This is a genomic window from Flavobacterium limi, assembly GCF_010645075.1.
Classification (GTDB): domain Bacteria; phylum Bacteroidota; class Bacteroidia; order Flavobacteriales; family Flavobacteriaceae; genus Flavobacterium; species Flavobacterium limi.
In genome coordinates this window covers 68,772-93,059 of the sequence record NZ_JAADZV010000011.1, presented here as the reverse complement: position 1 = coordinate 93,059, position 24,288 = coordinate 68,772, and the positions used below count along the sequence as shown (strand labels likewise).

General features: G+C 32.2%; 23 protein-coding genes. 17 read left to right on the top strand and 6 right to left on the bottom strand.

What is annotated here, in order from left to right; genetic code table 11:
* Positions 1–116: 116 nt before the first annotated feature.
* Together GXM16_RS19530 and GXM16_RS19525 are read right to left on the bottom strand one after the other, a co-directional pair.
* On the bottom strand, positions 117–590 hold the full coding sequence (locus tag GXM16_RS19530; RefSeq protein ID WP_229684394.1) for an ORF6N domain-containing protein: 474 nt from the start codon (positions 588–590) through the stop codon (positions 117–119).
* A gap of 42 nt (positions 591–632) precedes the next feature.
* On the bottom strand, positions 633–1,943 hold the full coding sequence (locus GXM16_RS19525; protein ID WP_163396177.1) for a phenylacetate--CoA ligase family protein: 1,311 nt from the start codon (positions 1,941–1,943) through the stop codon (positions 633–635).
* A gap of 131 nt (positions 1,944–2,074) precedes the next feature.
* On the opposite strand from GXM16_RS19525, the gene purD reads away from it, so the two are divergent.
* The gene (gene purD / locus GXM16_RS19520) at positions 2,075–3,349 is read left to right on the top strand and encodes a phosphoribosylamine--glycine ligase (protein ID WP_163396176.1); all 1,275 of its coding nucleotides are present in this window, start codon (positions 2,075–2,077) and stop codon (positions 3,347–3,349) included.
* A 38-nt stretch (positions 3,350–3,387) separates the two neighbouring features.
* On the opposite strand, the gene GXM16_RS19515 is transcribed toward purD, so the two are convergent.
* A complete protein-coding gene (locus GXM16_RS19515) occupies positions 3,388–3,618 on the bottom strand; it encodes a DUF6341 family protein (protein WP_025571310.1) in 231 nt (76 codons plus the stop codon).
* A 143-nt stretch (positions 3,619–3,761) separates the two neighbouring features.
* On the opposite strand from GXM16_RS19515, the gene GXM16_RS19510 reads away from it, so the two are divergent.
* Positions 3,762–4,691, top strand: coding sequence for a DUF6427 family protein (locus GXM16_RS19510; protein WP_163396175.1), 930 nt, complete (start codon positions 3,762–3,764; stop codon positions 4,689–4,691).
* Here GXM16_RS19510 and upp read toward each other — a convergent pair.
* Positions 4,686–5,339, bottom strand: a complete 654-nt coding sequence (upp, locus tag GXM16_RS19505; RefSeq protein ID WP_163396174.1) for a uracil phosphoribosyltransferase — start codon at positions 5,337–5,339, stop codon at positions 4,686–4,688. The genes GXM16_RS19510 and upp overlap by 6 nt on opposite strands.
* Positions 5,340–5,450: 111 nt before the next feature.
* Between upp and GXM16_RS19500 the strand changes: the two genes are divergently transcribed.
* The 5 genes from GXM16_RS19500 to GXM16_RS19480 all read left to right on the top strand — a co-directional run bounded on the left by GXM16_RS19500 (position 5,451) and on the right by GXM16_RS19480 (position 10,885).
* Positions 5,451–6,056 carry a DUF4254 domain-containing protein gene (locus GXM16_RS19500; protein ID WP_163396173.1) on the top strand — a complete coding sequence of 202 codons (606 nt, stop codon included), beginning with the start codon at positions 5,451–5,453 and terminating at the stop codon, positions 6,054–6,056.
* 40 nt (positions 6,057–6,096) lie between these two features.
* Positions 6,097–7,098 carry a glycosyltransferase family 9 protein gene (locus GXM16_RS19495; protein ID WP_163396172.1) on the top strand — a complete coding sequence of 334 codons (1,002 nt, stop codon included), beginning with the start codon at positions 6,097–6,099 and terminating at the stop codon, positions 7,096–7,098.
* A gap of 187 nt (positions 7,099–7,285) precedes the next feature.
* Positions 7,286–7,516 carry a peptidase associated/transthyretin-like domain-containing protein gene (locus tag GXM16_RS19490; protein ID WP_163396171.1) on the top strand — a complete coding sequence of 77 codons (231 nt, stop codon included), beginning with the start codon at positions 7,286–7,288 and terminating at the stop codon, positions 7,514–7,516.
* Entirely contained in the window at positions 7,516–10,062 is a 2,547-nt protein-coding gene (locus GXM16_RS19485) for an outer membrane beta-barrel protein (RefSeq protein ID WP_163396170.1), read from the top strand. The genes GXM16_RS19490 and GXM16_RS19485 overlap by 1 nt, the downstream gene beginning before the upstream one ends.
* 61 nt (positions 10,063–10,123) lie before the next feature.
* Positions 10,124–10,885 (top strand): GLPGLI family protein, encoded by a 762-nt coding sequence (locus GXM16_RS19480; protein WP_163396169.1) that lies wholly within the window; start codon positions 10,124–10,126, stop codon positions 10,883–10,885.
* A 147-nt stretch (positions 10,886–11,032) separates the two neighbouring features.
* Here GXM16_RS19480 and GXM16_RS19475 read toward each other — a convergent pair whose 3' ends face one another.
* Both GXM16_RS19475 and GXM16_RS19470 read right to left on the bottom strand, forming a co-directional pair.
* A complete protein-coding gene (locus GXM16_RS19475; RefSeq protein WP_163396168.1) occupies positions 11,033–12,400 on the bottom strand; it encodes a hypothetical protein in 1,368 nt (455 codons plus the stop codon).
* 322 nt (positions 12,401–12,722) lie between these two features.
* Complete coding sequence (locus tag GXM16_RS19470) at positions 12,723–13,775, bottom strand: ferredoxin--NADP reductase (protein WP_163396167.1); 1,053 nt, start codon at positions 13,773–13,775, stop codon at positions 12,723–12,725.
* A 128-nt stretch (positions 13,776–13,903) separates the two neighbouring features.
* Between GXM16_RS19470 and GXM16_RS19465 the strand changes: the two genes are divergently transcribed.
* The 10 genes from GXM16_RS19465 (at position 13,904) to atpA (ending at position 24,272) form a co-directional block, all read left to right on the top strand.
* On the top strand, positions 13,904–15,364 hold the full coding sequence (locus tag GXM16_RS19465) for a DUF5687 family protein (RefSeq protein ID WP_163396166.1): 1,461 nt from the start codon (positions 13,904–13,906) through the stop codon (positions 15,362–15,364).
* Between the two features lie 81 nt (positions 15,365–15,445).
* Positions 15,446–16,141: an ABC transporter ATP-binding protein gene (locus tag GXM16_RS19460; RefSeq protein ID WP_163396165.1), complete on the top strand. Its 696-nt coding sequence runs from the start codon at positions 15,446–15,448 to the stop codon at positions 16,139–16,141.
* 88 nt (positions 16,142–16,229) lie between these two features.
* Positions 16,230–18,863 carry a type IX secretion system periplasmic lipoprotein PorW/SprE gene (gene porW, locus GXM16_RS19455; protein WP_163396164.1) on the top strand — a complete coding sequence of 878 codons (2,634 nt, stop codon included), beginning with the start codon at positions 16,230–16,232 and terminating at the stop codon, positions 18,861–18,863.
* A gap of 2 nt (positions 18,864–18,865) precedes the next feature.
* Positions 18,866–19,264, top strand: a complete 399-nt coding sequence (locus tag GXM16_RS19450; protein WP_163396163.1) for a bactofilin family protein — start codon at positions 18,866–18,868, stop codon at positions 19,262–19,264.
* The gene (locus GXM16_RS19445) at positions 19,245–19,472 is read left to right on the top strand and encodes an AtpZ/AtpI family protein (RefSeq protein ID WP_163396162.1); all 228 of its coding nucleotides are present in this window, start codon (positions 19,245–19,247) and stop codon (positions 19,470–19,472) included. The genes GXM16_RS19450 and GXM16_RS19445 overlap by 20 nt, the downstream gene beginning before the upstream one ends.
* A gap of 567 nt (positions 19,473–20,039) precedes the next feature.
* A complete protein-coding gene (atpB, locus tag GXM16_RS19440) occupies positions 20,040–21,191 on the top strand; it encodes a F0F1 ATP synthase subunit A (RefSeq protein ID WP_163396161.1) in 1,152 nt (383 codons plus the stop codon).
* A 111-nt stretch (positions 21,192–21,302) separates the two neighbouring features.
* The gene (atpE, locus tag GXM16_RS19435) at positions 21,303–21,494 is read left to right on the top strand and encodes an ATP synthase F0 subunit C (protein ID WP_163396160.1); all 192 of its coding nucleotides are present in this window, start codon (positions 21,303–21,305) and stop codon (positions 21,492–21,494) included.
* Between the two features lie 123 nt (positions 21,495–21,617).
* Positions 21,618–22,118: a F0F1 ATP synthase subunit B gene (locus GXM16_RS19430; RefSeq protein ID WP_163396159.1), complete on the top strand. Its 501-nt coding sequence runs from the start codon at positions 21,618–21,620 to the stop codon at positions 22,116–22,118.
* Between the two features lie 4 nt (positions 22,119–22,122).
* Positions 22,123–22,656, top strand: coding sequence for an ATP synthase F1 subunit delta (gene atpH, locus GXM16_RS19425; protein ID WP_163396158.1), 534 nt, complete (start codon positions 22,123–22,125; stop codon positions 22,654–22,656).
* 38 nt (positions 22,657–22,694) lie between these two features.
* On the top strand, positions 22,695–24,272 hold the full coding sequence (gene atpA, locus GXM16_RS19420) for a F0F1 ATP synthase subunit alpha (protein ID WP_163396157.1): 1,578 nt from the start codon (positions 22,695–22,697) through the stop codon (positions 24,270–24,272).
* The last annotated feature ends 16 nt before the right edge of the window (positions 24,273–24,288 follow it).

The window sequence follows — 24,288 nt, the reverse complement described above, 5'->3', positions numbered from 1 at the left end:
TCATGGTCGCAAATTGCGACTTCATTTTTTAAGACCAAAATTTGTAATCCAAAAATAGTTACTTTTTATAACCAATTTTTACTCTTTCTGTTTCGTTTTCTTTCTTCTCGGTTAACTCATCCAGGTAAGAAAAACACCAGTTCTATATTTTTATCGTGATTTTCTAGCTTTTTTTGAATCTGCAAAATATCAACTTTTATTTCAGTTGTATCCAAAAGCATTTGTCTCACTTTCGTGAAAATCCTCATGATTTGAATATTAGTTTGTATTGCTTTGTCACTTTTTAAAACACTAGAAAGCATTAAAATTCCATGTTCCGTAAAGGCATAAGGGAGGTATTTTAAATTTGAGCCTCTTCCATTCTTCAAGGTCGCAATTTGCGACCTTGAAGAATTATATTCATTTTCAGTTAGTTGAAACATGAAATCTTTAGGAAATCTGGATAAATTTCTTTTAACTTGTTCATTTAGTCTTTTAGTTTCAACATCATAAAGCGAAGCTAAATCACTATCCAGCATTACCTTTTGTCCGCGAATAAAATATATTTTATTAGAAATTGTTTCTTCTGAAAGTAAAGAATGATTGTCCATAAGTTTTTAAATGAAAAAAACAAATGTAAGATTTTATCTATATTATAGAAATGATTTAAACTGTTTTAATTTCCCCCGATTGGTTCTTTCTAAAACTGTTTTTCGGGTGAAAGTGAAGTTTAGATGTGGTTCCAGATACAGATCAATTGCTTGTTTTATTTTTTCTATTTGTTCTGAAACTAATTCTTTTTCAGCAACATAATCAATTTCAAAAGTGTCTAATTTGGTTTGTTTGATAATAAATTCTTTGACGTTTCCATCGTCTTCAATAATGCTTTTAGTTACATAATAAAATGTCAGGCCAGGAGATTTTTTACCGCTTGGTAAAATCGCAACGTCATTCGTTCTTCCAATCAGTTTTTTTAGGATTGGTTTTTGCGGCGTGCTTTTTTCGTCCAAAATTCCAATGTCGCCAATTTCATATCGAATGAAAGGATTTGCTTTGTTGAATAAAGAGGTAATTACAATTTTACCTTCTGTTCCATGTGGAACAGGATGATTGTTTTCATCTAAAATTTCAACAAAAAGAGTTTCAGCATTTACCTGCCATTCTCCCCGCGGATTTTCGAAAGCAATCAAATCCAATTCGGAAGCGCCATATTCACTAATAATCGGAATGCCGAATTGTTTTTCCAGCAATTTTTTATCTGATTCAAAAAGCATTTCAGAAGTAACAAAACATGCTTTTAAGCTTGGACAGATTTCATTTAGAACAATGTTTTTTTGCTCTAAAAATTTGGCAAACAAAACAATAGAACTCGTATATCCGTTGAGGTAATCGAATTTTTTGGTTTTGAATTTATGCAGAAATTTTTCGAGAACTTCATCAGATAAATCAAAAACAGGAAAACGAAAACGATGCGTTAAAAAATCCTTGAAACGTTCTTTTTGATATCCAATAAAATCCATTGGAATTCCATAAAAACGGGCCTGATACGAATGATTAAAATCGATACTGAACCATCCAAAACGCATCATATTTGATGCCCAGGTTAGAGCGTGAGAATATTTATCTTTAGCAAAAACAAAAGGTGTTCCGCTTGATCCGGACGTTTTGTTGAGGTAGATGTTTTTTTTTGAATAACCGTTTGAAAGTCTTTCTGCAAGGGGTTTCTGCAGGTTTTGCTTGTTCAGGATGGGAAGATTTTCCCAGTTTTCAGAAGTTGTATTTCCTGCTAATACTGCATAAAATGAATTGTTTTTGAGGTGAAAATCAACGATTTCTCTTTTTTTATTTTCAAGAAACGAAACATATTCTTCTTCTGAAAAATGAACAATTTTATCCAATTCGGTTTTGGCTTTCTTTATCGGAAAACCATTTAATTGAAGGGAAATATCAAAAAGGCGAATCATTTCAGGATTATTTTTATCAAAAATAATATTTACCAGCTACTAAAAGCCAAGAATCAATAACTTTTTGGGATTTAATTATTTTTTACGTGCAAAAGCAATTATTTTTGCACCAAAACTAAATACAACAACACATGACAATTTTATTATTGGGATCAGGCGGAAGAGAGCATGCATTTGCATGGAAAATGACTCAGAGTCCGCTTTGCGAAAAACTTTTTGTAGTACCTGGAAATGCAGGAACTGCTGCAATTGCTGAAAACGTTGCCATATCTGCAACAGATTTTGAAGCGGTAAAAGCTTTAGTTCTTAAGGAAAATATAAGTTTAGTAGTCGTAGGACCTGAAGATCCGTTGGTAAAAGGTATTTACGATTATTTTAAAAATGACGAAAGTTTAAAACATATTCCGGTTATTGGACCATCTAAATTAGGTGCTCAATTAGAAGGAAGTAAAGAATTCGCAAAAGAATTCCTGATGAAACATAACATTCCAACTGCTGCTTATGACAGTTTTACTGCCGAAACAGTTGAACAAGGATGTGAATTTTTGGAAACATTACAACCACCTTACGTTTTAAAAGCAGACGGTTTAGCAGCCGGAAAAGGTGTTTTGATTATTCAGGATCTTGAAGAAGCAAAGACAGAATTGCGTAATATGCTGGTTCACGCCAAATTCGGAACAGCAAGTTCAAAAGTGGTTATCGAAGAATTCCTGGACGGAATCGAATTAAGCTGTTTCGTTTTAACTGACGGAAAAAGCTATAAAATTCTTCCAACAGCAAAAGATTACAAAAGAATCGGAGAAGGAGATACAGGTTTAAACACAGGCGGAATGGGAGCAGTTTCCCCAGTTCCTTATGTTGATGCGGTTTTAATGGAAAAAATTGAAACCCGTATTGTAAAACCAACAATCGAAGGTTTTCAAAAAGACGGAATCGAATATAAAGGTTTTGTGTTCATTGGTTTGATCAACGTTAAAAACGAACCAATCGTTATTGAGTACAACGTAAGAATGGGTGATCCTGAAACTGAAGTTGTGGTTCCAAGATTAAAATCAGATTTAGTTGAATTGTTCTTGTCTGTTGCGGACCAAAAATTGGGAGACTTTAATTTAGAAGTTGATCCGAGAAGTGCTACAACTGTAATGGTGGTATCCGGCGGATATCCTGAAGAATTCGAAAAAGGAAAAGTAATTACAGGATTAGAAAATATACAGGATTCGATAGTTTTTCACGCAGGAACAAAATTAGATGGCGAAAATGTCGTTACTAATGGAGGACGTGTAATTGCTGTAACATCATACGGAGATAATTTCCAGGAGGCCATAAAAAAATCTTACCAAAACATAGATAAACTAAGCTTTGATAAGATGTATTTTAGAAAAGATATCGGTTTTGATTTAATCTAAAAATAATTCCAGCCCTTTTTAATTAAAGGGTTTGGTTTTTATTTTAAAAATGAATGAGCCGTTGTATCCTGGTTTTCTGTTCCGGCGTCATCAAAAATGCGTAATTGTTTAATCCAATATACGATTGCAGCAGAGCAGATGATCATGAAAATCCAGTTGATAGTGTTTGCACCAAACCATGTAATCAATTCCAAACGACGTAAAAAGTCAAGAGGAGCAAACAAAATGTTAACGAATAAGTATTGTATTCCTTCAAAAAAAGCTGTCATAATTCTTTAAAATTATATGTTATTTATTGTTGTGTAATGCTTTGAAGATAAAATTCGATTATTCGAATCTTTTTTCAACTTGTTTGGTTTTTTCATTTTAAACAAGTAGTATCTTTACAATCACAAAAGTATAAAATATCCTTATGATAACAAGTGTTTTTAAAAAATCTACACCATTAAATTATTCTTTGGTCGTAATTTTAATACTGGTTTTCTTTTTTCTGTTTCAAATTCAGGAACCGTCATGGATGAGTTCTTATTTTTTGGTGTTTCAAAATATAAGTTTATTGTGTTTTATTTTAGCCTCTTTTTTTCTGATAAATTTCATCGTTAAAAAGAACGGACTCAGTAAAGACAACGGATATGCGATATTATTCTATTTACTTTTGCTATTATTTTTCCCAACGATATTCAATAACGCAAATGTCATTTATGCTAATTTTTTTCTGTTATTAGCGCTTCGGAGATTAATTTCTTTACAATCTTTAAAAGCTTCAAAAGAAAAAATATTTGATGCTTCTTTTTGGATTTTAGTGGCTTCGTTATTTCAATTTTGGTGTATTCTTTTCCTGATTTTGGTTTTTATATCCATAATCTTTCACGTTTCGAGGGATTATAGAAATTGGGTTTTACCTTTTATTGCCCTTTTGGCAGTTGCATTATTATTTTTAACGACATCCTTAATGTTCAATTTCGACGCAATTAAATTTATTCAGGATCGGGCAGTTATCGATTTAAGGATTGAGTATTTTAAAAATAATTACGAAAATGGAGCATTTTCAATCTATGTTGCAGTAGTTTTATTTTTTGTAGTTTCAATGGTAACGACCTTATCAAACAGACCGCAAATTGTACATACTTCATATAAAAAAGTTGTTGCATGTTTTTTTATAGCAGTATTTGTTTTTCTTCTTTCGGCAAACAAAAGCAATGATTTATTGTTGTTCAGCATTACTCCTTTGACTATCATGGCATCGAGCACTATTGAATATATGCAGCAAAAGCTAAATAAAGAAATTATATTTTATGTACTTATTTGCTGTAGTTTATTTACTTTTTTCTCTCAGCTATAATTTGTTTCCGTAAGCAAGATCACCGGCATCGCCAAGTCCGGGAACTATATAGTTTTTTGCGTTTAATTTTTCGTCTAAGGCAGCAATCCATAAATGACAGTTTTCAGGAAGATTTTTTTCAATATAGGCAACACCTTCAGGCGCAGCAATAACAACTGCAATATGAATTTCCTTTGGAACAGCATTCTGAACTAATTTTTCATGAACTGCAACAATAGACTGACCGGTTGCCAGCATCGGATCAAGAAGTAAAACCGTTTTATTGTTTAGGTTAGAAAGTGCCTGATACTCCACTAAAATTTCGAAAGCATCATCATTATTGGGATGATGCCTGCAGGCTGAAACAAAGCTATTTTCGGCAGCATCAAAATAATTTAAAAAACCATTATGAAGCGGTAATCCGGCCCTTAAAATAGAGCATAGAACCAAATCACTTTCAATTTCGGTTGTTTTTTTTATACCGAGCGGTGTTTGGATTTCTACGTTTTTATACGAAAGATTTTTGCTCAGTTCATACGCCATAATTTCACCAATTCGTTCAATATTTCTTCGAAACCGCATACTATCGTTCTGAATATTTACGTTTCTGATTTGTCCTAAGAAATGATTTAAGACGCTATTATTTTCAGAGATATAATGGATTTTCATAATAAATTTTTAGAATTATCAATTGCTTATGACTGGAAATGAAAAATTAAAGTTTTTTTACCTAACTATAAAAGTATAAAAAGTATCTTTGTAACTCTAAAAAATAAATACATGTTTTCAAAATTAGCATATTCAGTTTTCGAACAAAGCATCAAAGATTATCATGAATTTGATAGTGTTGATCAACCTATAAACAATCCGTTTCCTAAAGATAAATTCGAACATTTATTATATTTAAAAAACTGGATTGATACGGTTCAATGGCATTATGAAGATATAATTCGTGATCCGCAAATTGATCCTGTAGCAGCTTTGACTTTAAAAAGAAAGATTGATGCTTCAAATCAGGAAAGAACTGATATGGTTGAATATATTGACAGTTACTTTTTACAGAAATACAGTCATATAAAAGCAAAAGACGGAGCAAAAATAAATTCTGAAAGTCCGGCCTGGGCATTTGACAGATTGTCGATTCTGGCATTAAAAATTTATCACATGCACGAAGAAGCTACACGTGCTGAAGCTACACAGGAACACAGAGATAAATGTCAGGAAAAATTAAACATTCTTTTAGAGCAGAGAACAGATTTATCTACAGCAATTGAAGAATTATTGGCTGATATCGAAAACGGGGATAAATTCATGAAAGTGTACAAACAAATGAAAATGTACAATGACGATGAACTGAACCCGGTTTTATATCAAAATAAAAAATAATTTGGCTGACTTGTCCACCAAAATTAAACACATAGCCGTCATGAGACTATCCGCAATGGGAGATGTCGCCATGACGGTTCCTGTTTTACGCGCTTTTGTAAAACAATATCCCACAGTAAAACTAACTGTAATTTCGCGTCCATTTTTTAAACCTTTTTTTGACGGTATTCCGAACCTTGAATTTTTTGCTTTTGATGAAAAAGAAAAACACAAAGGATTTCCGGGACTTTTGCGATTATTCAGAGATTTAAAAAAACTTAAAATTGATGCATTTGCAGATCTTCATAATGTGCTCAGGTCTGAGGTTGTGAGTTTACTTTTCGCTTTAAGCGGAAAAAAAAAAGCAACCGTAGATAAAGGGAGAGAAGGAAAAAAAGAATTAACCCGTGCCGAAAACAAAATCTTCAAACAATTGCCAACGATGTTTGAAAGGCATGCAAAAGTGTTTGAAGAACTGGGTTTTCCCTTAGATTTATCAAACCCTGAATTTCCTGAAAAAGCCATTTTAAGCACTGTAATTACAGATTTAATAGGAGAGAATTATCAAAAATTAATCGGGATTGCACCTTTTGCACAGTATGATTCTAAGGTTTATCCTTTGGATTTAATGAAGGAAGTGATAGCTGCATTGGCACAAAATTCAAACCATAAAATTTTGCTTTTTGGCGGAGGAAAAAAAGAAATCGAAATTTTAGATTCACTTTCAGAACCATTTGAAAACGTAATAAACGTAGCCGGAAAAATTAAATTTCAACACGAATTAAAACTGATAAGCAATCTGGATGTTATGCTTTCGATGGATTCCGGAAATGCACATGTTGCTGCAATGCTGGGCGTAAAAGTGATAACACTTTGGGGGGCAACTCACCCATACGCAGGATTTTTGCCATTCAACCAAAGTTTGGAAAACGTTTTAACTTCAGATCGAAACCAATATCCAAAACTGCCAACTTCTGTTTACGGAAACAAAGTGATAGAAGGTTATGAAGATGTGATGAGAACTATCACTGTAGAATCTATTTTAAAAATGTTAAAAAATTAAATCCAAAGAACACAATTAACTTAAAAAATTGGGATTGTTGTAAATTATCATTTTTGGAAGAATAATTTTATCAATTATTTAACAAATAGCTTTAACGACATGATGTTAAAATATATTTACTTTGACCGCTGTGAGGTAGGTCTTACAAAAGCTGAAAATATATTTAATATTACAATCGAAACTATTTATGCCAAAAATTCTAGTAGCAATTGCAATTTTGTTCTTATTCTCTTTTTCATCCTTTTCTCAAACAACAAATCTTTCAGGTATTTTAACCGATGAAAGCGAAAAAACACCCATTTATAATTCAGTTGTTGCTTTATTAACTCCTAAAGACTCTATTTTATACAAGTTTACCCGATCTGATAAAGAGGGAAAATTTAGTATAAAAAATATTAAAGCAGGAACTACATCCTGATGACAACTCATAATCAATATGCCGACTATCTGGACTCAATAACTCTAGAAGATGGTGAAAAAAATCTTGGAACAATTTCCTTAATAAGCAAGTTGAAAGTGCTAAAGGAGATAATAATAAAAACAGGTTCCATCAGAGTTAAAGGAGATACGACAAGTTACAGGGCCAGTGATTTTAAAGTAGATGCCAATGCAAACGTTGAAGAGTTGTTAAAAAAACTGCCAGGTATTCAAGTAGACAAGAACGGTACCATAAAAGCAATGGGTGAAACTGTAGAAAAGGTATTAGTAGACGGCGAAGAATTTTTTGGTGATGATCCGGGTATGGCGGTTAAAAACCTAAGGGCAGATGCTGTAAAAGAAGTACAGGTTTTTAATAAAAAAAGTGATCAGGCTGAGTTTACAGGAATAGAGGATGGGGAAACAAAAAAGACAATTAACCTGAAATTAAAGGAAGACAAAAAGAAAGGTTATTTTGGTAAAATTGATGCTGCAAATCAGCCTTTTTCTGATGAAGATTCCCGGTACAATATTAATTCCATGGTTAGCAGTTTTAAGGGTAAAAGAAAATTATCCGCTTTTTTATTAAACGGAAATACGGGGCAGGACGGACTTAGCTGGCAGGATAATGATAAGTTTGGAGGACGTGACGATATAAGTATGAATATGGATGACGATGGAAATGTAAGTTATGAATGGACAGGCGGAAATAATGATGAAGAACCTTATGTGGACACTCAAAACGGGTTTATCAAGAATACGAATGCTGGATTACAGTACAGTAATAAGTGGAATGATAAGCAAACATTAAATCTATCGCCAAAATATAATAAGCAAATTTACACCAATAATAACATCAGGAATACTCAAACACAAGTAGGTGAATCTCAGTTAAACGAAAACACATCGACAGTTAGTAATGTAAACAGAGGCAACTTTAAGTTAAATGCTACTTACGATGTAAAATTAGATTCTTTAAATTCTATAAAATTTACTGCTAAAACTAATTTTTATGATACAAAAAGTGATGAATTCAGCAATGGAACTACTACAGGAAATGGAGTATTAAAAAACAAGCAGCGAAAAACATTTATAACAGATTCAGATAAACAGTCTTTGAACGCCAATGTATTATTTAAACATAAATTTGCTAAAGCAAGTCGTACGATATCGATAAATGGCAGTTGGAATATGTTGGATACAAATTCAGATAATTTTTTAGAATCTTATAATGATAGCTATATTGACGGAGATTTTTCTTCCAGAGATAAGGTTAAACAAAACAAAAAAGGAGAAAAAACAAATCAAAACTTAGGACTGAACATTGTTTACACAGAACCTCTAAGTAAAAGTTTTGCATTACAATTTGGCTATCAGATTACGCATAATACAGGTAAAAGCAATTATTTAACCTATAATTATTCTGATGAAACAGGTGAATATGATTTGATTGATAATTCGTTATCAAATCAATTCAGGCAGACAATAACAACACACAGACCTAACATAAAATTGAGCTATAATGCTAAAAAAATAAATTATAGTTTTGGAAGCGGTTTTGGTTTCACGTCATTTGATTTGCAGGATCAAACGTTGAATAAGCAATACGAACGACATTACACTAATTTTTTTCCAACGGCAAATTTTTCTTATAAGTACAAAAGCAATAGCAATTTACGTTTTAATTACGAAGGCGCCACCAGACAGCCTACAATAGATCAGTTACAGCCTTTAAGAAACAATCAGGATTTCTTTAATCAAATTTTAGGTAATCCGGATTTAAAGCAATCCTTTACAAACAGGATATCCATATTTCACAACACCTACAGTATTTTGACAGAATCACAATTTTATCAAAATATTACTTTAAGTACAACTTCAAATTTAATTTCTTACAACAAAGATATTGATCCGGAAAGTGCTAAAACAACTACCACACCTATTAATACCAACGGAAATTTTTCAGGTAATTTTTACTTTGGATATGGATTCAAGGTAAAAAAATTAGATTTATATGTCAATTTAAATCCAAGTCTAAATTATAACAAATCCGTTCTTAGTATTAACAGCAAAATCAACGATACAAAAACTTTAAATTCGGGATTTAGAGTTTATTTAAGTAAATTCAAAGAAAAGAAATATGAGTTTAGTCTGAGTAATTATTTTTCAAATAATAGAAATTCCACTTCTCAAAATGATGAAATAAAATCATTTAACACCAACGATCTGAATTTGGATATTGGAGTTTATTTTGCAAAAAAATGGAAAATCTCTACAGATTACAGTTTGTATACCCGGCAAAAGACAGTTGATTTTCAAACCAATCTCACCAATCAATTGTGGAATGCGAGGCTTCAGCGTAACTTTAAAAATGATGAGTTCACAGCTTATATTATGGTGAGGGATATTTTAAATCAGAATATAGGAATTAACAGATACGTTTACCAAAATGTAATAGGTGAGGAACAAAATGACAGGCTAAAAAGATATGCGATGGTAGGTTTTACCTGGAATTTTAAAAACAGTGACGGAGCAGCAAAAAAATAATTATAAGACTGTTCAGAATTTATGAGCAGCGCAAAATATTAAAAAAATAAATCACAGGATTATGAAATCACTACTTTTTTTTATTGCAGCGTTAATCTTTACAATTACGTCAAAAGCACAACAATTTGTAGATAAAGCTGTAATCGAGTATGAGGTAAATACTAATCTCAAAAAAACAATGAGTAATGACCATTGGGACGAGATGATGAAAGAGAACCTGTCGGACTTAAAAATATCCTATTTCACTTTTATTTTTGCAGACAACAAAAGCATTTATAAATTTAACAGATGGAGTCCGAAAACAAGAATACCAAAACATCAAAAAGATGCTGATGAAGAAAATATCTGGTATCATGATTTTACATCAGGAAAAATGAACATACAAAAACAAATAGTAGGAACCAATTTTGTAATAACAGATAGTATACAAAAAATAGAATGGCAAATCACAAACGAACATAGAGAAATAGCGGGTTATAATTGCAGGAAAGCTATTGGTAAAAGAACTGATGGCGTCTATGTGTTTGCTTTTTACACAGATGATATAACCATTTCAGGCGGCCCATGTTCCATAAATGGTTTGCCAGGAATGATTTTGGGACTCACAATACCAAGATTGTATATCTCATTTATGGCCGTGAAGATAGATTTAGAAATCAGTAACGCATCTGATATAAAGCCGACTCCTGCTAAAAAAGTATATGGATTAATTGAACTAAAATCATTGATAGAAGAAAAAACAAAAGATTGGTTTAGCTATGGTGAGGATAAAGAAGAAAATAAAAAACAAAAGGATATGTTTTTTTGGAATGCTTTTTTATAATGAAACGACTCATATTGCTGCAATCCAGGCTGAAGGTGGTTACACTTTTAAGAGCCAATTCTATGTCAGATTCTTGCGATCTATTTTTCCAAAAGAAATGGTGTATAATATTCTAAAAATATTATAGCCTACAACTAAAGATTGTTTTTAATAATAGGTTTTTATCAAATTTTTAAATTCATCAACTTTATTTTTTCCTAAATCAAATCGATAAGAATAGCTGTAGACTTTTGGCACTGCATTTCCATTTAAATAGGCGGGTTTATAAACTTCAGATATGTTTTTTATTAATTCTTCAAGTTCATTGCAAATACTTGGATTAGGAGCGAATGCTTTTACATTTGTAATCTTTCCTTCAGCATCGATTTGAAATGAAAAACTAATTTTGATAATTCCTGTGAGATTTGTTTTATTTCCGATAGTTCTTTTAAAATTATTGACAACCATTGTTTTAATATTTTCATTCATACAATTATCCAACTCCTTTGAGCCGGATAAATGGCAATCTTTATCAAAAATTGGAGGCGTATGTACAAAAGGCTTCTCGTTAGACATAATAATATTCTTATTACATCTATTAATGATAATAGGATAACTGTAAGAATCTATAGTGTTTAGAGGTTTGATATTTAATTTTTTAAAGGGAAAATATCTAAAAATTGCAACAAGCTGATTATTAAGTTCTGTATTTGCATTCGTTTTAATATTAATTGGATTTCCTGTTTTGTCAATATCAAAATAGATACTAAGAACAGGTATATCTATAAGAGGAATATCATTTAACTCCTTTTCACTTATATATTTTTTAAAATGGAGTGCCAAATCACTATTAGGATTTAAAAAGGAATCATTTGAATATAGCTGTCCATTATATTCTTCTACTTCTTTGGTATATTCTTTATTTTTAGAGTCTATTTGAAGATCTATGTTTTTTACATAAATAAAACTTGTTGGTCTACCATTTCTGGTGGCCGGGCTTTTGGCTTTTGGAAATAAGGCAACGATGCGATTTAACTCCTTAGTCAGGCTATCTGTTGGTGCTTTGCAATTTATTTGTTCAATAACTCCTTTTTCATTTATTAAGAACTTAACATGTAAATTTAATTTACCTAATATTTTAGCTTTTGTAATTTGTCTAGGAGATATCGTATTTGCAATATATTCTGAAAGCTTACTATTAAAACAGTTACACAACTTAGATTTGGTTGCAGACGATTCGCACCCTTCAAATACTGGATTTCTGTCGTACACTACATTTGTACTGCAATTAATGACCATTTTATTATTTTCTTGAGAAAGAATCTGAAGTGTATAAATATTTAGTGGGCTCTTTTCAGCAATATTCAGATCCTCTATATCTAAATCTTTAAAAGCATCACGAATACTTTTGTTTAATTCTGAATAAGGAGAATTAACAATTATACTAACTACCTTATTTAATTTGTCAAGCCTAAAGGTTAAATAAATATATTTTTTGTTTTTTATGGTATCAGTAATTCGGTAAGAATCAATCAATCTGGAATCGATTCTTTTTGCAAAATATTTAGAGAGATTATTTGTTTTATTTGGTTTTGCATACAAAGTAAATTCTTCATATTTATCAATAAAGGTTTGATATTCTGATTGTGAAAAACCAGTAGTAGCATATAAAAAGAATAATAAAAACAAAAAGTGCTTCATAAATGAGAATATAATTAATGCTGTAAATGTATGAAATCACTTTGTAATTTTGTTTAGGATAAATTTAAAATTTGTTATTAAACGGTGGAAAAAAAAATCCAAACCCCAATTATTAAGTTGGAATTTGGAAATTGTATTTTTTTGAAAATTTCAACAATTACACATCATCAAAATCCACATAAATAGTTTCAGAAGTTGGATGTGCCTGACAGCTAAGCACCAAACCTTCAGCAATTTCTTTATCGGTTAAGATTGAGTTTTTTGTCATTTCGGCACTACCCTGGGTTATACGGCAAAGACAGCTGCTGCAGATTCCGCCCTGGCAGGAGTATGGAGCGTCAATTCCTTGTTTTAAAGCAGCGTCCAAAATGGTTTGTTTTTGTGACATTTCAAAAGTAACTTCGTCATCATCAACCAAAACAGTGATTTTGGTATGTCCTTCTAATGAAGTTTTGATTTCATTTTCCTGTGAAGAAGAGGTAAAAAGTTCGAACTTAATAGCAGAATCTTTTACGTTTTTCTCTTTTAAAATTCCGGAAACTGTATTGATCATTTCTTCCGGACCACACAAGTAAAACTTATCAAATTCTAATTCTTTGTGCTTGTTGTTCAGCACAAAATTTACCGCCGATTTATCGATTCTTCCAAACAAAGCATTTTCGGCTTTAGCCTGACTAAATACATAATGCACAAATAAGCGTCCTACATATTGCAATTGTAAATCGTGAAGTTCCTGATGAAAAATTGTTTCTTCCGGAGTTTTGTTTCCGTAAACCAATACAAATGAGCTTTTTGGTTCACTTTTTAAAACTGATTTTATGATAGAAAGTACAGGAGTAATTCCGCTTCCGGCAACAAAAGCGGCGTAGTTTTTTTGTCTTTCGGCATCCGGTTCAAAAGTAAATTTTCCTTCAGGATGACCCACCTCAAGAACATCTCCGGCTTTTAATCTGGTATTCGCAAATTGAGAAAACAGACCATTTTTAACCGCTTTTACAGCAATTCTCAATTCCCCGCTTTCAGGTCCTGAGCAAATAGAATAAGCGCGACGGATTTCCTGATTGTCAAGAGTTAATTTTAAGTTTATATATTGTCCGGCAATAAATTTATAGTCTGATTTTAGTTCTTCGGGAACATTAAAAAGGATGGAAACAGCATCGGCAGTTTCACGTTTTACCTCTTTAATTATGAGTTTTAAGAATGAAGGCATGATATGATATTTTATGCAAAAGTAGCAAACGGCAACTAATTGAAAGGTACTAAATTATTTTTTTTAACTTTTTTTGTAACGTTTCTCTAAATTTGATCTCTTACTACAAAACTGAAAACCAAAGAACCATGATTAAAAAGTTTATTTATCTTGAATGGAAAGCCTTTACCAGATCGGCATCGTTTGGTGCCAATCTGGCGATGAAAATTTTGATAGGTTTTTTGATGGTTTATTTTTCCCTCATTTTTGTCGCAATGGGAGTAGGAGCGTTTTACATCCTAAAGAAAATGAATCTTGAACCGCTAATAACCATCAACAAATTTTTAGTTTATTATTTTTTATCGGATTTAGTTGTTCGCTTATTAATGCAGGCAATTCCTGTATTGAATATTAAACCTTTATTGGTCCTGCCTTTCAAAAAACCTACAATTGTCCATTTTTCTCTTGGTAAAACAGCCATATCATTTTTTAACTGGACGCATGCATTCTTTTTTGTTCCTTTTTCGGCAGTACTGATTATTGAAGGTTATGATTTTGTGGGAATTATTTTTTGGCTGATAGCTGCTTTTTCGATAGTATATATCAATAATTTTTTGAATATTATTTTGAATAATATTGATAAATTATTCGTTGTTTTCCTCGCAATTGCTCTGTCTCTGGGAGCTGCACAATATTATAAATTATTTGATATAACTACTTTCACGGGACCTGTTTTTCAGGGATTTTATGAAACAAACTGGCTGTTCATAATTCCTGTTCTGGTTTTAATTGGTTTGTATCTTTTTACATTCAAATACTTTAAAAACAATTTATTTCTGGATGCCGGACTTTCTAAAAAAGAAGATATTGCTACAACTGAAAATCTTGTATGGTTAAATCAATTTGGAACTTTAGGAACATTTCTTAAAAATGATATCAAACTTATTAAAAGAAACAAAAGATCCAAAACAACCATTTTCATGAGTATCCTCTTTTTGTTCTACGGATTAATCTTTTTTGGAAATTCACATCAGCCTGAAATCATGCACATTTTTGCCGGAATATTTGTTTCGGGCGGATTTTTGTTTGTCTTTGGTCAGTTTGTGCCAAGTTGGGACAGTTCCTATTATCAATTGATGATGACACAAAATATTCCATATCGAGGTTACATCACGTCTAAATGGTGGCTGATTGTTATTGCCACTTTTATCTCTACAATCTTAGCATCATTCTATCTGTTTTACGGATTAGAAATTTATCTGACCATTGTTGCCGGAGCAATTTACAATATTGGAGTCAACTCACATTTGGTATTACTTGGTGGTGCATTTACTAAAACACCTATCGATTTAAGTAATGCCAGTGGGGCTTTTGGCGATAAAAAAGCATTTAATATAAGTGCCATGCTATTGACGCTGCCAAAATTATTGCTCCCATTGTTGTTGTATTGGATCGGACTTCATTTCGGAGATAAAACATTAGGGCTTATTTTGGTTACAGGGGCAGGAATTTTAGGTTTTGTGTTTAGAAATACCGTTTTTTCTATAATTGAAAAAAGATACAAAATCGAAAAATACAGCACGATCAGCGCTTACAAACAAAAGAATTAAATTAGTCAATTTGAAAATGTGTCAATTAGATAATAGAATTAATTGACGAATTTAAACTCAAAAATCTAAAATAAAAGAATCATGATACAAGTAAATCAACTTTCAAAAAAATATAATGAAACAACAGTTTTAAATATTGATAATCTTGAAATTCCAAAAGGTCAGAGTTTTGGACTTGTGGGAAATAACGGAGCAGGAAAAACAACTTTTTTCAGTTTACTATTAGACCTGATTCAGCCATCAACAGGGCATATTACAAATAATAATATTCAGGTCAATACAAACGAAAACTGGAAATCTTTTACGGGTTCATTTTTAGATGAAAGTTTCCTGATTGGTTATTTAACCCCTGAAGAATATTTTTATTTTATCGGAGATTTGCATCATCAGAATAAAGCCGATGTTGATGCTTTATTAGCACAGCATGAAGAATTTTTTAATGGCGAAATTTTAAAGAACAAAAAATACCTTCGTGACCTATCTAAAGGAAACCAGAAGAAAGTTGGAATCATTGCTACGCTTATTGGTAATCCTGAAGTAATTATTCTCGATGAGCCATTCGCCAATTTAGATCCGACAACAGTAAGCCGATTAAAAAAAATTATTAAAGAATTAGCCGAAAATCCAAATGTTACCGTTCTTGTTTCCAGCCATGATTTGCAGCACACTGTTGAGGTTTGTGACAGAATTGTAGCTTTGAATAAAGGAGAAATTGTAAAGGATATTCAAACCTCAAAAGAGACCTTACAGGAACTGGAATCGTTTTTTGCGGTTTAAATTTCTATATTTCAAAAAGAAGCGTATTTTTACCAGTCATTATACTAAAAAACCTTTTTAGAAGTTAATTGATTTAAACTCTTTTCTATTGAAAAAGAATACGCTGAAATATAGTTTTCCTTTTGTTTTTATATTTTTTTTGATAGCCTGTTCTACCAAAAGAGACACATTTTTGGCTAGAAATTCACATGCCTTAAGTACTAAATATAACATTTTGTACAATGGCGGAATTGCTTTAGATAAAGGACTGGCCACCATAAAAGGCAATGATCAGGATAATTTTTGGGAAATGCTGCCAATTGAAAAAATGCAGATTAATGATGATATTTCTGAGAAGGAAAAAACCAAAAATCCCGATTTTGAATTAGCAGAAACTAAAGCAACAAAAGCGATTCAGAAGCATTCGATGAATATTGGGGGCAGAGAAAAAAACACCCAGATTGATGAGGCTTATTTAATGCTTGGAAAAGCAAGATATTATGACCAGCGTTTCATTCCTGCGCTTGAAGCATTCAATTATATTTTATACAAATATCCAAACAGCAGTAATATTTATACGGCTAAAATTTGGCGTGAAAAAACCAATATGCGTTTAGGAAATGACGCAATTGTGATAAAAAACATTAAGCTTTTATTAAAAAACACCGATTTAAAAAAGCAAACATTTTCTGATGCAAATGCTTTGCTGGCAGAGGCTTTTTTAAATCTGGAACAAAAAGACAGTGCCGTTACCAGACTTAAGGTTGCTGAAAAATTTTCAAGAATAAATGAAGACAAAGCCCGTTATCGTTTTATTCTGGGTCAGATGTATCAGGAAGATGAAAAAAGAGACAGCGCCATTTATTTTTACAATAGCGTAATTGACATGAACCGTAAAGCCGATCGAAAATATATGATGCAGGCATATGCGAAAAAAGCCCAAATGTATGATTATGAAAGTGGCAATGATACCCTGTTTTTAAAGACTTATAATAAGCTGGTTAATGATCGCGAGAACAGACCTTATTATGACATCCTGTTTTTTGAAATGGGTGTTTTTTATGATAAGAAGAAACAGCAGGAAAATGCGCTTGAATTTTATAATAAATCCTTAGCCAGAAAATCTAAAGATTCGTATTTGGCAGCATCAACGTACAGAAACATAGGAAATATGTATTTTAAAAATACAGATTATACAATGGCTGCAAAATATTATGACAGTACATTAATAAAACTAAACCCTAAAACCAGGGAATTTGCATTTATCGAAAAAAACCGAAAAAACTTAGACAACGTTATCAAATACGAAGCAATTGCAAAACGCAATGACAGTATCATTAAAGTCAAAAGTTTACCGGATTCCGAAAGAAAAGCCTATTTCGAAAATTATATTACAGAATTAAAAAAGAAAGACGAAACTAAACGAATCTTAGAAGAAAAAGAGAAAGAACGATTAGCGAATATTGAACAAAATACAAATTCAAATAATGCACCGGAAGCTGTAAATCCGCAGTTAGCAGGAAACAATTCGCCTGTGAGTATGCCTCCAGGTATGCCCGGAGGTTTCAACCCGCCAGCCGGAAACGATGCTGCAAGTACTTTCTATTTCTACAATCCATCAACAGTTGCTTACGGAAAATTACAATTCAAAAAAATGTGGGGCAACAGAGCATTAGCCGGAAACTGGAGATTGTCTGCGTCAAAGTCAAATACGGATACAGCTTTGACAGACGAAATGAATATGAAAGAAGATTCCATAAATGATTTGAAAGATTCAATTGTTATCGAAAAATATACAACAGATTTTTACGAAAAACAGCTTCCAACAACTCAAGTTGCCATGGATAGTATTGGTAAAGAACGCAATTTTGCCTACTATCAATTAGGATTAATTTATAAAGAAAAATTCAAGGAGTACGATTTGGCCAGCAGTAAATTTGAGCAATTGCTTCATAATAATCCTGAAGAAAAATGGATTTTGCCATCGATGTATAATCTGTACAAAATTTATCAAATTACGAATCCTGCAAGAGCCGAAAGAATAAAATCTGATATTATTGGTAATTACCCAGATTCGAGATATGCTCAAATTTTAAACAACACAAATCCTGAAAACGGTTCAAATTTATCGCCTGAAAAAGAATATGAAAAATGGTATAAATTATTTCAGGAAGAACAGTTTGATGTAGTGCTCGACAACATTGACAATTTAATAAATCAATATTCAGGAGATGAGATTGTTTCGAAATTTGAATTGTTAAAAGCAAATACATTAGGAAAAGTGAATGGTTTGGCGGCCTATAAAAAAAGCATGGAAGAAGTTGCTGATAATTACCCAAATAGTGAAGAAGGCAAAACTGCACGTGAACTTTTGGAAAAACAGATCCCAACACTCGAAAAACTTGACTTTACAACAGATGGGAAAAACTGGAAAATTTTATATTTAGTGGATAAAAATGACACTAAAACAGCTAAAAAAATTGAAGAAGCGATTAAAGTTTTTTTATTAATTGAAAATTTTGAAAGGTTAACCACTTCTTTTGATAAATATAACAGGACTGAAAGCTTTTTTGCAATTCACGGTATAAAATCTGAAGCTTATGCCAGAGATGTTGCGGGAGTTTTAAGAGATGATGAAAAATATAAAATCTCACATCCTTTCATTATTATCTCAAGTGACAATTACAAAATAGTTCAGATGAAGAAAAATCTTCAGACGTACTTAGCCCCAAAAACTCCATAATCATGTTTGAAAAAGCAAAAAAAAGCGGCACAGAACTTCTGGGAAAAACCAACAGAATTGTTGAAGGAACTTCTATTATAGGCGATATAGTTTCTAAAGCTGATTTTAGACTGGATGGTGAATTGATAGGAAATTTTACTTCACAGGGAAAATTAGTCATTGGACCATCAGGCATTATAAAAGGAGAAATTATTTGTCATAATGCAGACATCGAAGGAGAATTCCAGGGAAAATTAAAAGTTTTAGAAGTCCTTAATATAAAAGCCACTGCACGTATTCATGGAGAAGTAGCAGTTGGAAAATTGTCTATCGAACCTGGGGCTGACTTTACAGCAACTTGTACAATGCTTGCTCATTCAAATCAGGTAATAATGTTAGAAGATGGAAAAAGATCCGAATAAAAATAAAAGTAATAAATGGATAGCACTCATTAATATTCCGATTCAAATGGGTGTCATTATTTTTTTGTTTTCTTACTTAGGAACCTGGCTGGATGAAAATCAACCAAGTACAAAAGTCTACTATAATAAGATATTAGTTATGGTTGGTGTAGGTCTTGCTCTGTATAATGTTATTCGACAGGTAAACGAAATCAATAAAACAAAGTAATTTACATTAAAACAGCTTTAAATAAATATTGCATCTTTGCATAAAATTATTTTGAAATGCCTTTAAAAAATTACAAACCTGTTTTATACTTATTTTTATTCAGCTTCTTTACCTATATAATACACAAGTCGGTTTTTTATTTTTTAAAACTTGATGACAGTAATTTTCATTACACTCTGGAAACTTTGTATTTAATCTTTTCATTATTTGCAACAATATTACTAGTTGTAATATTAAAGTTTGAAAAAGATAAATTTGACAGTATAGGAATGTTTTTTATGTTGGGAACTTTTATTCAAATGTTTTTGTCCTATCTGATATTGAAGCCGATTTTATCAGACAAAATTCATAACGTATCTGTCGAAAAAATCAACTTTTTTGTAACATTTATTTTGTTTTTGTTATTTGAGACGGTTTTAACTGTCGGATTATTAAATAAAAAGCTATAAAACAGGGATTCTGTATAATAAGGTTCAAAAATAATTTTTTATATCCTTTTTAATATTAATAAAAAATGTACCTTTGCACCAAATTTTAGAAACGTAAAAAAATAAGATTTTCCACGATATGGTGATTTCAAACAAACCACTCAGATTTATTCTTGCAGCTTTAGTAGCTTGTCTTCCACTAATGAGCTTTTCAAATACAGAAAAAGACTCAGCGCATGTTCAAACTGAAGAAGCTCATGGAGCCGTTTCAGAAGGACATCATGCAGAACCGACAGATGTTAAATCTAAGATTAAGGCATTTATTGGTCACCACGTTTTAGACTCTCATGATTTTACTTTGACTCAGGATGATGAGACTGGTAAATATTATGGTTTTCCATTACCTGTAATTATTTGGGATAATGGTCTTCAAATTTTTTCTTCTTCAAAGTTTAATCACGGACATTCAGTAGCAGAATCAAATGGTAACTATTATGTAATTAATCACCATGATGGTAAAATTTACAAAACAGATGCTGAAGGAACAATTACTGAAGATGAGGCAACAGGTCACCCAACAAATGTACGTCCTTTAGATTTTTCAATTACAAAAACGGTTGTTTCTATTTTTGCAGCAGCATTATTAATGTTTTGGTTATTTTCAAGTTTGGCTAAATCATATGCTAAAAACGGAGGAATAGCTTCTGGTATTGGAAGAATCTTCGAACCGTTGGTCGTTTATATTCGTGACGAAGTGGCTATTCCAAACATTGGAGAGAAACACTATAAAAAATACATGAGTTATTTATTGACAATCTTTTTCTTTGTGTTGTTTTTAAATATTTTCGGATTAACTCCACTAGGGATAAATGCTACCGGTAATTTGACAATTACTTTTTCTTTAGCAATCCTTACTTTCTTAATTACAAACCTTACAGCAAATAAAAATTACTGGGGTCACATTTTCTGGATGCCGGGTGTACCAAAACCAATGAGAATTATTTTGGCACCAATTGAATTGTTAGGAGTTTTCATCAAACCATTCTCATTAATGATTCGTTTGTATGCTAATATCTTTGCTGGACATATCGTTTTAATGAGTATTATTGGATTAATGTTTATCTTTAAAAGCTGGATTGGAAGCAGTTTGTCTTTTGGATTGTCATTTGTACTTTCTATACTTGAAATTCTGGTAGCATTTTTACAAGCCTATATTTTTACCATGCTGTCTGCACTTTATTTTGGTTCAGCAGTAGAAGAGCACCATCACGAAGAAGGAGCTCACCATTAAGTCGAAAGTAATATCAAAAGTTTGAAAGTTTAATATTGTTACTTTACAACTTTAAGACTTTGCAACTTTAGACTATTTAAGAAGAATGTTTAATTTTTAATTATATATATTATGGAAATTCCAAATATCGTTGGAGCAGGATTAATCGTAATCGGAGCAGCATTAGGAATTGGTAGAATCGGTGGTTCAGCAATGGACGCTATCGCTCGTCAGCCAGAAGCTTCTGGAAAAATCCAAACAGCTATGCTTATCGCTGCTGCACTTATTGAAGGTATTGGTTTCGCTGCGTTATTCGCTGCTTAATTAAAACACAAAAAGCAATAGTTGCAACGGTTGGTTGTAACTATTGTTTTAAAATTAAAACATTAGAATTGCTTTTTCTTAATGCAATTTAAAAAGACATAAATTAAAATTTATAATCATATAATGGAAAAGTTAATATATCAGTTTGAGTTCGGTTTGTTCTTTTGGCAAGTATTAATATTTGTTGGATTAATTCTTTTGTTGAAAAAATTCGCATGGAAACCAATTCTTGATGCAGTAAACGAAAGAGAACAAGGTATTAAAGATGCATTGCTTTCTGCTGAAAATGCAAGACAGGAAATGGAAAACCTTCAGGCAGACAATCAAAGAATTTTGAATGAGGCTCGTGCAGAACGTGATGCGATGTTGAAAGAAGCTCGCGAAATGAAAGAGAAAATGATAGCTGATTCTAAAAATGAAGCTCAGGCTCAGGGTCAAAAAATGATCGAGCAGGCTAAAGCGGCTATCGAAAGTGAAAAAAATGCTGCAATGGCAGAATTGAAATCTCAGGTTTCAACTTTATCATTAAGCATTGCTGAAAAATTATTGAAAGAAGAACTATCTAATAAAGAATCTCAAACTAAATTAGTTGAGAAAATGTTAGGTGACGTAAAGCTAAACTAAGATTATGGCAAGTACAAGAGCAGCAATTCGTTATGCAAAAGCAATTCTGGACTTAGCAAACTCTAAAGGTGTTGCCGAAGCTGTTAATAACGATATGAAATCAATTGCTAATGCAATTGAAACAAATACTGAATTGAGCAACTTTATTCAAAACCCAACAACAACAGTTGAAGTTAAGGAGAGTGCTCTTTTAGAAGTTTTTGCAAATGTAAATGGTGTAACGAAAGGTTTATTTCATTTATTATTTGAAAATAAAAGATTTGAAATTTTAGAAGCAATTGCAGTAGAATACAGCAAAGTGTTTGATGAAGGTAACGGAATAGAAGTAGCAAAAGTTACGACAGCAATCCCAATGGATGCTGCTTTAGAAGCTAAAGTTTTAGCTAAAGTTGCAACTTTATCAGATAAAAAAATAACAATTGAAAATGTAGTAGATCCGGCAATTATTGGAGGATTTATTTTAAGAATAGGTGATCAGCAATACAACGCTTCAGTTGCAAACAGATTACAAGTATTAAAGAGAGAGTTAAGTAATTAGTTTTTATAACACAAAAAGTGTCTAAATTATAAATTAAGATGGCGGAAATCAAACCTGCTGAAATTTCAGCAATATTAAGAAAGCAAGTAGAAGGTTTTGAATCTGGTGCTACGCTAGAGGAAGTAGGAACAGTACTTCAGGTTGGGGATGGTATTGCTCGTGTTTACGGGCTGTCTAATGTACAATATGGTGAGTTAGTTGAATTTGAAAACGGACTTGAAGCTATTGTATTGAACCTTGAAGAAGACAATGTAGGTGTGGTACTTTTAGGACCATCAACAGGTATTAAAGAAGGATCAACAGCAAAAAGAACTCAACGTATCGCTTCTCTTAAAGTAGGTGAGCAAATGGTAGGACGTGTAGTGAACACTCTTGGTTTTCCAATTGACGGAAAAGGACCAATTGGTGGAGACTTATACGAAATGCCGTTAGAAAGAAAAGCACCTGGTGTTATTTTCCGTCAGCCGGTAACTGAGCCATTACAAACTGGAGTAAAAGCAGTAGATGCTATGATCCCGGTTGGACGTGGACAGCGTGAGCTTGTAATCGGTGACCGTCAAACAGGAAAATCAACTGTTTGTATTGATACAATCTTAAATCAAAAAGAATTTTATGATGCAGGAAAACCTGTATTCTGTATATATGTTGCAATTGGACAAAAAGCTTCAACTGTAGCAGGAATCGCTAAAATGTTAGAAGAAAAAGGCGCAATGGCTTATACAGTTATCGTTGCTGCAAATGCTTCTGATCCAGCTCCAATGCAGGTTTACGCTCCATTCGCTGGTGCTGCAATAGGAGAGTACTTTAGAGACTCAGGCCGTCCTGCTCTTATCGTTTATGATGATTTATCTAAACAAGCTGTTGCTTACCGTGAGGTTTCTCTTTTATTAAGAAGACCACCGGGACGTGAGGCTTATCCTGGAGACGTTTTCTACTTACACTCTCGTTTATTAGAGCGTGCTTGTAAAGTGATTGCTGATGATGGTATCGCAAAAAATATGAATGATTTACCGGATTCTATTAAGTCTATCGTAAAAGGAGGTGGTTCTTTAACTGCATTGCCAATTATCGAAACTCAGGCTGGTGACGTTTCTGCATATATCCCAACAAATGTAATCTCTATTACAGATGGTCAGATTTTCCTTGATGGAGATTTGTTCAACTCTGGAGTCCGTCCTGCAATTAACGTAGGTATCTCTGTATCTCGCGTTGGAGGTAATGCACAGATTAAATCAATGAAAAAAGTTTCTGGAACTTTAAAATTAGACCAGGCTCAATTCCGTGAATTAGAAGCTTTCGCCAAATTTGGTTCTGACCTGGATTCTGTTACTTTAAATGTAATTGAAAAAGGAAAAAGAAACGTTGAAATCTTAAAGCAAGGTTTAAATGATCCTTATCCTGTGGAAAACCAGGTTGCGATTATTTATGCAGGATCTAAAAACTTATTGAAAAATGTTCCTGTAAATAAAGTAAAAGAATTTGAAGCAGATTTCATCTCTTACTTGAACAGTAAACATAAAGATACGCTTAACGCATTGAAAGCTGGTAAACTTGACGATAACATTACTGATGTTATTGAAAAAGCAGCAAAAGAAGTTTCAGCAAAATATAACTAATAAGATAATAGTAAAT